11 protein-coding genes are annotated in these 10,228 nt (G+C 43.4%); 10 read left to right on the forward strand and 1 reads right to left on the reverse strand.

Annotation, left to right across the window (positions count from 1 at the left end; translation table 11 throughout):
- The first annotated feature begins 14 nt into the window (after nucleotides 1–14).
- The 6 genes from NE665_RS17415 to NE665_RS17440 all read left to right on the forward strand — a co-directional run bounded on the left by NE665_RS17415 (nucleotide 15) and on the right by NE665_RS17440 (nucleotide 4,748).
- The gene (locus tag NE665_RS17415) at nucleotides 15–533 is read left to right on the forward strand and encodes a hypothetical protein (protein ID WP_233104745.1); all 519 of its coding nucleotides are present in this window, start codon (nucleotides 15–17) and stop codon (nucleotides 531–533) included.
- Between the two features lie 19 nt (nucleotides 534–552).
- Nucleotides 553–1,443, forward strand: coding sequence for a glutaredoxin domain-containing protein (locus tag NE665_RS17420; protein ID WP_256302584.1), 891 nt, complete (start codon nucleotides 553–555; stop codon nucleotides 1,441–1,443).
- A 22-nt stretch (nucleotides 1,444–1,465) separates the two neighbouring features.
- The gene (locus NE665_RS17425; RefSeq protein WP_117442643.1) at nucleotides 1,466–1,921 is read left to right on the forward strand and encodes a ribose ABC transporter substrate-binding protein; all 456 of its coding nucleotides are present in this window, start codon (nucleotides 1,466–1,468) and stop codon (nucleotides 1,919–1,921) included.
- A gap of 444 nt (nucleotides 1,922–2,365) precedes the next feature.
- The gene (locus NE665_RS17430) at nucleotides 2,366–2,992 is read left to right on the forward strand and encodes a hypothetical protein (protein WP_233104744.1); all 627 of its coding nucleotides are present in this window, start codon (nucleotides 2,366–2,368) and stop codon (nucleotides 2,990–2,992) included.
- Nucleotides 2,993–3,127: 135 nt separating this feature from the next.
- The gene (locus tag NE665_RS17435) at nucleotides 3,128–4,030 is read left to right on the forward strand and encodes a YafY family protein (protein ID WP_117442646.1); all 903 of its coding nucleotides are present in this window, start codon (nucleotides 3,128–3,130) and stop codon (nucleotides 4,028–4,030) included.
- A 226-nt stretch (nucleotides 4,031–4,256) separates the two neighbouring features.
- Nucleotides 4,257–4,748 carry an isochorismatase family cysteine hydrolase gene (locus NE665_RS17440; RefSeq protein WP_117442647.1) on the forward strand — a complete coding sequence of 164 codons (492 nt, stop codon included), beginning with the start codon at nucleotides 4,257–4,259 and terminating at the stop codon, nucleotides 4,746–4,748.
- A 264-nt stretch (nucleotides 4,749–5,012) separates the two neighbouring features.
- On the opposite strand, the gene NE665_RS17445 is transcribed toward NE665_RS17440, so the two are convergent.
- Nucleotides 5,013–5,519 carry a YbhB/YbcL family Raf kinase inhibitor-like protein gene (locus NE665_RS17445; RefSeq protein ID WP_335674010.1) on the reverse strand — a complete coding sequence of 169 codons (507 nt, stop codon included), beginning with the start codon at nucleotides 5,517–5,519 and terminating at the stop codon, nucleotides 5,013–5,015.
- Nucleotides 5,520–5,666: 147 nt separating this feature from the next.
- Between NE665_RS17445 and NE665_RS17450 the strand changes: the two genes are divergently transcribed.
- The 4 genes from NE665_RS17450 (at nucleotide 5,667) to NE665_RS17465 (ending at nucleotide 9,762) form a co-directional block, all read left to right on the forward strand.
- The gene (locus tag NE665_RS17450) at nucleotides 5,667–7,052 is read left to right on the forward strand and encodes a sodium-dependent transporter (RefSeq protein WP_117442649.1); all 1,386 of its coding nucleotides are present in this window, start codon (nucleotides 5,667–5,669) and stop codon (nucleotides 7,050–7,052) included.
- Nucleotides 7,053–7,625: 573 nt separating this feature from the next.
- Entirely contained in the window at nucleotides 7,626–8,273 is a 648-nt protein-coding gene (locus tag NE665_RS17455; protein WP_117442650.1) for an MmcQ/YjbR family DNA-binding protein, read from the forward strand.
- 52 nt (nucleotides 8,274–8,325) lie between these two features.
- Nucleotides 8,326–9,174, forward strand: a complete 849-nt coding sequence (locus NE665_RS17460) for a helix-turn-helix domain-containing protein (RefSeq protein WP_117442651.1) — start codon at nucleotides 8,326–8,328, stop codon at nucleotides 9,172–9,174.
- An 87-nt stretch (nucleotides 9,175–9,261) separates the two neighbouring features.
- On the forward strand, nucleotides 9,262–9,762 hold the full coding sequence (locus tag NE665_RS17465; RefSeq protein WP_117442694.1) for a GyrI-like domain-containing protein: 501 nt from the start codon (nucleotides 9,262–9,264) through the stop codon (nucleotides 9,760–9,762).
- Nucleotides 9,763–10,228 lie beyond the last annotated feature (466 nt).

The following is a 10,228-nucleotide window of genomic DNA, read 5'->3' on the forward strand; positions in this document are numbered from 1 at the left end:
TTCAGGTGATGAGGATGGATAGACGAATCAGGCATGGGAAAATGATATCGTCCTATGATGAAGCTGTCATGGATCTGATGATCAAGGTGGAGGAAAGCGAACGATATCTTCAAAAATATAGAAAAAGTGTCGGCGCTGTCATCGTGGTGGAGAATGGTGAAGAGGAACAGTATCCCTCATTTTCTATCAAAAGGAAAGATAAAGAGGATCCTGTACAGATCAGAGAATTCTTCCGGCGAGAAGAAATGGAAGAGGAAACTGATGATAGGGCAGAGTACGAAAAGATGAATGTTACTACCGTGAAGCTGACACTATGGGAATGGATGGAAGCAAGGAAGAAAGGAATCGTGAATGTGATCCTGTTGTCTACTGCTTTTTTTCTACAGATTTATATCGTGTGGACAGATATGAATGAATTATCCCTTTTGATCTTAAGCGGCTTGAAATATCTGTGCATCCTGCTTCTCGTATTGAAATTCGCTCGCTGGATCATCAGTGGTGAGATGCATAGGTTCCTGAATGAAGACTGTTGAAAGGATAGGATGAGATATGGTGAAGAAGATCGTAATCGTGGGGATCGTTTTACTAATGCTGGTGGGGATGTTTGGATGCAGCTCGAAAGCAGAGGCTGATAAAGGAAATGAAAAAGAAACAACTGTGGAAAAGACCAAGGAAATCAAGGAACAGGATGGCATCAAGCAGCTGGATCTGGATCAAGCTTTTCAGAAGATCGATGACAAGGAAAGATTCATCTTCATGGTAACACAGAGCACCTGTACGTATTGTAATTCCTTCAAAAAGACACTGGTACCGTTTTTGAAAGAACATAAAGATATCCCCTTCTATGAAATCGAGGTCGACATGCTGGGAGAAATGAAAGCGGATGTAGAAAAGAACTTTGCGAAACTGCAGAAAAAGGTGCCGGAATTTGGTGGTGGAACACCGGAAATGTTCTGTTATGAAAATGGGAAGATCAAGAAGAGTGCAAGTGGGGAAATGAGTGAAGTAGCATTATATAATTTCATGATCGACTGTGGATATATCAAAGGGGAAAAGAAGGAAGAAGAAAAAACTGAAGACTATACGTTTCCAACAAGCAAGCAGATAGAAAATAAGAATCTCATAGAGGTTGCGAAGAAAATCGATGATAAAGATACCTTCTATCTGATGGTCACACAGAGTGACCGCTATAATCAGGCATTCATCAAGAAGCTGATTCCGATCGTGGAAGAAAAAGATATCGATGTGATCGCACTTCACTTCCCGCTGGAACAAAAAGGGACAGATGATGAGATGAACAAGGCATATGAAACATTGATGAACTGTGTCAAGGATCTAAGTGTATCACCGGCTGTATTTGAGATAAAAAAAGGAAAGGCAGAGAAGTTGCTGGAGGATAATGTACCGGCCAAGGATATCAGAAAAGCATTGGAAAAGAAATAGGGATAAGGTAAGGTGATGGAACATGTACAGGAAAGAAGAAGGAAGCTATGTAGAAAAGAAAAGTATCGATCTGCAGATGATCTCCGATTATGAACAGACGGGATGCAGGCTGAAGGAGTTTCTGGAGAGCTGTCAAAAAAAGGATGTCAAGATTGCTTTTCAGAATAAGACCGTGGAGCCGGAGTGGATGATGGAAGTGTATCAGATGATCATGAAGCGAACAAGAGAAGAACTGAAGGTAGAGCAGAGAGCGGGAATCAAGCGTGCCTTAAAAAGACGGGAGGAGGGAACGGGAACCTATGGCAGACCCCGTGTGGAGCTTCCGGAGGATTTTGAAAATCAGCTGAAGGAGCGTATCAGAAAGCATGAGAATCTTTCTACGTATTGCGAACAGATCAAAATGAAGAAGTCGACGTTTTATAAATGGGCAAAGGTATACAGAGATGCGTGGGAGACAAATGAAGTCAAAATAGAGTAAGGGATGTTATTAAAAGGCATGTCGATAGAACTAAAAAGAAACATAATGCTGGTAAGCAAGCATACACGGATATCATTGAAAGCACATAAATGGGCAATCCTTGCATTTTATATAACGGATATCGCCATAAAGCTTTTGAGTATAAGGACTTCAGATGCATCAGACCATCAGGAGAAGCTAGAGGAAGAAGAAATTTTTGATACAATAACACTATGATTCAGAATCATGTACTGCATATGTCTAAACGGAAGGTGCGTTTCTGAGGAATATGACAACAAATTCTCATAATGATATTCTGCAATTACATTGTTGAGAATTTGTTATTTTTTTGTATTCAAAAAACAATTCGATGCGTTCTGTAAAGAAATACCATTTGACTTGTGGATAGGGGTATGTAATAATTAGCCATGTATGACCTCCTGCTTAACAGCAGGATACTGGTGAATGATGATAACAAACGGTAGATACACGATGCAGGAAATGCAGAGGCTATCAACCTTCGTTCTTGCTTTCAAGGACACGTTTGAACAAAATTCACAAGCAAGAAGGAGAACCATCATATTCATGAAAACCATATCCATTGTTTTAACCAATTATCCGAGTCATCTCTCCAGCTTTATGGAGACGGTGTACGGTTATGAATATACGCATGCTTCCATCTGTCTGGATGCGATGAATGAGAAGATGTACAGCTTTAACTATAAGGGCTTCTGCATGGAAACCGTATCCAAATACAAGCGGCATGGTGTAGAGAAGAGCATCAGCTTCCAGCTTCAGGTGACGGATGCGGCCTTTGAGCGGCTGCAAAGCAAAATTGAGCAGTTTGTGGAAAACCGTGAGGAATTCTGTTATTCCAGCATCGGTGTCGTATTCTGCTTCGTACGCATTCCGTTTAAACGAAAGAAGCACTATTTCTGTTCGCAGTTCGTAGCTGAAATACTTGCGGAATCCGGAGCATTGAAGCTGAAACGACGTCCATCCCTGTATCTGCCCAATCATTTCTATCGTGAATTAAAGGAAGCTGCCGAGCTGCAGGAAATCCAATATGATATTTTACCGGAGGCAGTTTAAAAACCATATACCTAAGCCAGAGCAACCCCATGTTCTGGCTTTTTAAGAATTTCGTTCGCTGTAAACAAAGCTTTCTTTAACCCTGTCAGGAAAAATACAGCCATGTGATACGATTGTAATAGGAGGTAGTAAGGTGTGAAAGAGAACAGATATTTTCAAATGATTTATCTTTTATTGGAAAAAGGGCAGATGACTGCACCGGAGCTTGCTGATTATTTCGAGGTGTCCGTCAGAACCATATACCGCGATATTGACATCCTGAGCTCAGCAGGGATTCCGATTTATGCTATGCAGGGGAAAGGGGGAGGAATCGCGATTCAGGACAGCTACGTTCTTAAAAAATCACTTCTCAGCGAGCAGGAGCAGAAGCAGATACTCATGGCGCTGCAGGGTATTCGTGTGATGGAGGATGAGCAGGTAAGCATGCTTCGCTCCAAGCTGAGCGGAGTATTTCAAAGACCGCAGGAAAACTGGCTGGAAATCGATTTTTCAACCTGGACAAAAAGCGGTGCCGGCAAACATAATGTGCAGTTACTGCAAAATGCCATATGGAAAAGCAAAATTGTTTCCTTTCACTATTACAGTGGAAAAGGAGAACAAACCGACCGGATTGTTGAGCCACATAAGCTTGTTTTCAAGACCTCTGACTGGTATTTGTATGGCTACTGCAAACTGCGTAAAGATTTTCGATTCTTCAAATTGACAAGGATAAGAGATTTAAAGCTGCAGGATGAGGAATTTATGCGAGCAACTCCGGAGCATATTTTTGAAAGATCAGATGAATTTGAAATGAAGACCGTCCCGGTTACCCTGTTGTTTGATGCGTGTATGTCCTTCCAGGTGTATGAAAAATTTGATGATGAGGTCCAAGTGCGGGAGGATGGCAGCTTACTCGTGAATACCATCCTGCCGGATAATGAATTATTATACAGCTATATTTTTTCCTGTCAGGACAAGGTTGAAGTGCTGGCTCCCCGGCATGTACGTGATCTGGTTTCGCAAAGAGTAAGAAAAATGACAGAAATATATAAAACATGACATCGTGTTGCAGGTTATGAATGGTATGATGATGGTAACATAGGGAGGCGAAATAGTCTGCAGGAATGCCAAGGAATACGGTGTTGCAGAAGCTGAAGGAGTAGCGTAGATGCAGACCTTCAGCAGCTGCCGCAGTCAGAGGCCTTATGCAGTGCAGATAGCCGTATATGTTTGTTATCAGATACCTGCACGACAGGGACAGGCGATAACGCGAAAGGAGTAGCATATGAAGAAAGCTTTGATTGTAATTGATATTCAAAATGATATTACCAAAAATTATAAGGAGATCATCGATAATATCAACAGCGCTATCGACTGGGCGGTGGCGCAAGAAATTCCGGTTGTTTATATACGGCATGAGAATTTATCACAGGGAACAAGAACCTTTAAGCCCAATACGCGTGGTTCTGAATTGGCCTGTGATTTAAAGGTGGTATCCGATCGTGTTTTCACAAAATATAAGGGGAATGCATTAACCAGTGAGGCATTTGCTGCCTATGTGCAGCAGCATGAAATTACCGAGTTCTATTTAACAGGTGCGGATGCCTGTGCATGTGTGAAATCAACCTGTTATAATTTGCTGAAGGCGCAATATAAGGTCACGGTTCTGTCGGACTGTATTACGAGCTATGATAAAAGAAAGCTGGAGGAAATGCTGCAATATTACGAGAAAAAAGGCAGTACGATCGCCACACTGCAGGAGCTGCAAAAGGCATAAGCAGATAAGGACAGCTTTTTGAAAAGAAGGTAATCTATCTGTAACGCTAGCGAAAAAAACGCTTCTATGTACATTGCTTTGCATGGACAAAAGGCATACAGCATAAGGACAGACATGAAGTTGTTCATCAGCCATAGCAGACAAAGCGGATCTATGGATGATGGAACAGCTTGTATTTTCAACAAACGCGCCTGTAGCGCTGGGAGAAGAGAAAACGCATCAACGAGGAGCACGGTTCTCATATGAAGCGTTTTTATTTTTAGCTTAGCGGTAATGTCCGGTTAGCACAGACTGCTGTAGGATGTGCTGTTCCATGGCTGCCAGCAGATGCTTCTTTCTCGCAGTAGGCGGCAGTGTCAGGACAGTATCCAGAACATATACGGTAAATTGATAGGTATGCGACCAATGGAACGGCGGCTTTGGTCCCCTGTAGACATGCTTGCCATATCCAATCCCCTGCATTGCCCCTGATAGGCTTGGTACCTGTGCACCGTAGGGAATACTGCCGGGGATGATTGACATTACCGGAAGATTCCAGATTACCCAGTGATTATATGCCGGTATCGGATGATCCATATCGTTCAGGATAACTGCCAGAGATACTGCTTCCTCACAAATTTCGTGCAGCACCAGCTCCGGTGATTGATCCGCACCATATCCGGTATGTATAACAGGAATCAGCGCACCATCTGGAAAGCTGGGGGAAGATATTGTCAGTGTGCATAAAAGGCCTCCATTTATGATATAAGGGTAACATAAATGATTTCTCAGTGCAACTGGTTGAAAGGCACACTACAAAGTGAAAAGACTTCCCGAAGCAGAACGCAATGGCTTTGGAAATTGTTACATTTTATCTTGAAATATACGAGGGAACCCTCTAAAATAGAAGAGCTGTATAATTTGAGGGAGGATTTATTTGTGCAGAAAAATAGAGGAGAGTGGTCTAACCACCTCGGATTTATCCTGGCAGCTGCCGGTTCGGCAGTAGGTCTGGGAAATATCTGGAAATTTCCAGGAAAGCTTGGGGCAAACGGAGGCGGTTTGTTTCTGCTGATTTACATCGTGGTTGTGGCAGTAATCGGTCTGACCATTATGCTGGCAGAGCTGGCGATTGGAAGAGCAACTCAGAAAAACGCTGTTGGAGCATTTCGTCAGCTGAATAAAAAGTGGATGTTTGCCGGTGTGATCGGCATGATTACCTTGTTTGTTATTTTATCCTATTACAGCATCGTTGGCGGCTGGATCATGAAATATATTGCCGTTTATGTCAGCGGTGCACATTTTTCCGGAGCTGCAACGCAGTATCAGGATTTCTTTACCGGCTTTATCACGGATCCGATCGAGCCAGTTTTGTGGGGACTGCTGTTTCTTGGCTTGTGTATCTTCATTATTTTAAAGGGCGTAGCAGAGGGAATCGAGAAAATCAGTAAGATTTTAATGCCGGCTCTCTTCCTTCTGCTGATTGCGACGGCGATTCGCTCCGTCACATTGCCGAAAGCTATGGAGGGCGTGCGCTTCATGCTGCATATCGATTTTTCAACCTTCCATACCGATATGCTGGTAGGGGCAGTAGGACAGGCCTTTTTCTCACTCTCTGTGGGAATGGGCATTCTCATTACCTATGGCTCCTATGTGGGAAAGCAGGAAAATCTGATGAAAAGTGCGGTCTGGATTTGTGTGCTGGATACCCTGGTCGCAATTCTGGCAGCCTTTGCCATCATTCCGGCAGTCTTTGTGACAATGGGAGCCGAAGGACTAGGGATGGGCGGAGGGTTTGCATTCATGGCACTGCCCAATGTGTTTGCTTCCATTCCCGGAGGTATTATCTTCGGTGCGGTCTTCTTTATTCTCTTGTTTCTGGCAGCATTAACAAGTGCCATCAGTATACTGGAGAGCATTGTCGCCTGTATGAGTGAGGAATTTCATATCACGAGAAGAAAGGCTGTAGTCTGGCTGTTTCTGCCGCTGATGATTTTAGCTGCCGGTTATTCTCTTTCACAGCTGGAATCACGCGGTTTGAACCTGCCCTGGTTTGATATGCGTAACGGGTTACAGCTGCTGCCGATGAATGCTGTGATGGAGAAATTTACAGATAATCTGATGATTCCGCTTGGTGCACTTTGCTTCTGTGTATTTACCGGATGGGTGTGGGGTGTCCAGAAAGCTGCAGACGAATTCGAGAACGAAGGTACACTGCGGTTTCGCTGGAAAAAGCTCTGGTCCCTTGCTATCCGTTATCTGGCACCGGCAGCGATTCTGATTATTCTCTATTTTACGATTTGTGAAGGAATGATTCTGTCCTGAAAACCAATTGCCTGTCGTGTACAGGCTTTTTCTGTAAGTATGAAAATCTTCTTGGACAAGCATCTGCACAGCAGTACGACATCGGGGCTTATCAATTTCTTTAACAAAGCGTGCAAAGCGGTTGTTTTTCTTCTGGAAAAAACATCCATACAGGAAAATTTTACCCTTTATTCTCTGAAAGCAAAGAATGTCGTTTTTGAGTAATAGATGGTATAATGGAATACGAATCGCTAGTGCAGCATATTGATTATAAATTCGGTTTATACCGCAGGTCTTTGTAATCGGCTATCTCATGTGGTGCTGTACAGAAACTTAAAATAATCCGTTGAGGAAATCGCATCGTGATGGAAGGTGATTCTGCGGCAGGGGGTGTACAGGAGGATTCATAAATCCTGTGATCATGGGAATGCAGGATTCACCATTCCTTCATAGGTAACCCTCAGGCTGACTCTTATCAGATGCTTACCACATCCATTTTCATAAGAGATATGGAAGCTCTGGGGATGTATTGCAAGATGGACAATCGTATAAATCAAGGATGTATTCTGCTATGGATTGGAAAGGAACGGCTATATGAAAAATAAACGTGTGCAAAAGCTGTCAGAGCAAAAGCTGATACAGTATGGATGTAGTAAGGAAGGGATGACGTACCGCTGTATCCAGAAGCTGAAGGCTCCGGATTTTTATGCGGTTATCACCTATGAAAAGCAGGAACTGCATGTTGAAGTATACGATGCACAGCTAAAGGAGCCTTATACACCGTTTCATGTACCGATGGCAAATGGCAGCTTTGTGTCATCGATCCGTGAGGAGGTTGAGGAGCTGCTGGAGAACATGGTACAGCAGTGTGCAGATGGAAATCCCTATCGTACACGCATTCTGGATTATGTTGCAAAGCGTTATCAGAGCTATCCCCAATTTCCCTGGAAGAGTGCTCCGGAGCATGGAACCTTAAAGACAGCAAAGGGAAAGTGGTATGGTGTTATCATGCATATCCCCTATCGTAGTCTGGGAATAGATGCCGATGGTATGACGGATGTCTGTAACTTAAAAAATCGTCCGGAATGCATCCAGGAGCTGATAGATTATAAGCGCTTTTATCCTGCGTATCATATGAATAAAACATACTGGTTTACGATTCTGCTTGATCAGGAGCTGTCCTGGAAGCAGCTTCAGGAGCTCATTGATGAAAGCTATCAGCTGGTAAGTGCTGCTAAATAGTGTTGTAATTCTTAAAAAAAGACAGAAATCATAGAAAAGGAGCTGCAATCAAATGGAATGGATGGAACGATTGAATGAGGCAATCGCATATATGGAGGAGCATATGCAGGAGGAGATCAGCTTGGAGGAGGTCGCCAAAATCGCCTGTACATCCTCCTATAATTTTCAGCGGATGTTCTCTTACATGACTGGCATTTCCCTGTCGGAATACATACGCAGAAGAAGAATGAGTCTAGCTGCGGAGGAATTGCAGCAGGGCACGGATAAGATTATTGATATCGCATTGCGCTATCAATATGCATCACCTACCGCGTTTAATCGTGCATTCCGCTCCGTGCATGGAATCGCACCATCCTTATTGCGCAATACGCAGACGGCTGTAAAGCTGTATCCTCCTCTTCACTTTCAGCTGTCAATCGCAGGGAGCCGCGAGCTGCAGTACAGAATCGTGAAGAAGCCGGCCTTTCGCGTTGTTGGCGTTAGCCATGAGCTGGCAAAGGAGCTGGAAAACAATTATGAGGTGGTTCCCAATCTCTGGCGTGCAGCGGCAGAAGCTGGGACGATTGCAGAGCTTGCAGCACATAGTGGATTGTGTGAGCCGAGCGGTCTTTTGGGAATCAGCATGTGTCAGGATCAGGCGGACTGGAAATTCTGGATTGGAGTGGCGAGGGAAGAGCCGCTTAACGGATATGAGGAGGTCCTGCTTCCAGAGGCATCCTGGATTGTTTTCCAGAGTGAAGGTACGCATGCGTCCATTCAGGAGCTGGAACGCAGAATCTGGACGGAATGGTTCCCGTCAACCGGCTATCGTTACGTAAATGGTCCGGTGATGGAGGTTTATCTGGATCCCGATCCTCGCTCTTCAAGACTTGAGATGTGGCTGATGATCAGCGACATGTGAAAAGCACGCAATATCGGGCAGAGAAAGAGAGGATAGGAAGGATAGGACAAGATATACTAATATCATGAAAAGCAGGAGGAATTGATGATGAACAAACCGTTTCGTATCGAAGCTAGAGAGAGCTTTCGTGTTATAGGATATTGCGTACATACGACAAATAAGAGAAAAGAAGGTCGAAAAGCGATTCCGCAGCAATGGGAGGAGCTTCAAACACAGGGACTGCAGAAGGAATTGCTGCAGCTTATGAACAAGGAGCCTTTTGGACTGTTTGGCATCAGCGTTTATAACACAGCAGCAGAGGACAGTCGTAAATTTGATCATTGGATTGCTGTTTCCAGCGACCATGCATGTACAAAGGCGCAGGAAGAATATATCGTACCGGCAGCAACCTGGGCAGTGTTTCCATGTACGATTGATACCATCGGAAAAACAGAGGTGCAGGCAATAACCAAATGGCTGCCAAAATCTGATTACAGACCGCTGAATTCCGGATATATCACCGGAAGGATGAAAGCAAAGGCGCCGGATATAACATATTATGGAGAGAATGATTTGGCTGAGGTATGGGTGGCAGTGGAAAAGAGATAATAACAGAAAATTAACAGCTTGATGCATGAGGGTACCTTTCCTATATGCATCTTTTTTATGATGTCCTGTATAAAAAAGCTGATAAACAGCTTTCCTTCTCATGATTTCAAAGAAGAAAGGGATACCGGTAATGAGGCTATAAAAATAGAAAATATATTGTATTTAACTGTATTTGGCGCTATACTGTAGGTGTAATGTCATCACTATAAGGGGCAGTTACATCACATATATGTCATATCGTATACTTTTATACACGCTGCGATTTTTTTGAAATGTAGCAAAAAAAGACTTATTTTTTTAAAAAACAAGTCTAAAAAAGGTGGTTTTTTAAATAACCACCTCAGACTGTTGACAAAGTGACTGTCGACAGTCTTTTTAAAATCTGATAGAATATCTGTGGCAGAAACGTACTTCATAAACCCAAAAATAGTCGACGTTTCTGCCATTTATTATGCCAAAAATGATA

Origin of the sequence: Clostridium sp. DFI.1.208 (assembly GCF_024463855.1) — a bacterium.
Taxonomy (GTDB): domain Bacteria; phylum Bacillota_I; class Bacilli_A; order Erysipelotrichales; family Erysipelotrichaceae; genus Clostridium_AQ.

Coding starts and splice junctions, on each gene's coding strand:
- NE665_RS17465 (WP_117442694.1), top strand. CDS start 9,262: ATGAACAAACCGTTTCGTATCGAAGCTAGAGAGAGCTTTCGTGTTATA.
- NE665_RS17455 (WP_117442650.1), top strand. CDS start 7,626: ATGAAAAATAAACGTGTGCAAAAGCTGTCAGAGCAAAAGCTGATACAG.
- NE665_RS17415 (WP_233104745.1), top strand. CDS start 15: ATGGATAGACGAATCAGGCATGGGAAAATGATATCGTCCTATGATGAA.
- NE665_RS17440 (WP_117442647.1), top strand. CDS start 4,257: ATGAAGAAAGCTTTGATTGTAATTGATATTCAAAATGATATTACCAAA.
- NE665_RS17460 (WP_117442651.1), top strand. CDS start 8,326: ATGGAATGGATGGAACGATTGAATGAGGCAATCGCATATATGGAGGAG.
- NE665_RS17430 (WP_233104744.1), top strand. CDS start 2,366: ATGATGATAACAAACGGTAGATACACGATGCAGGAAATGCAGAGGCTA.
- NE665_RS17425 (WP_117442643.1), top strand. CDS start 1,466: ATGTACAGGAAAGAAGAAGGAAGCTATGTAGAAAAGAAAAGTATCGAT.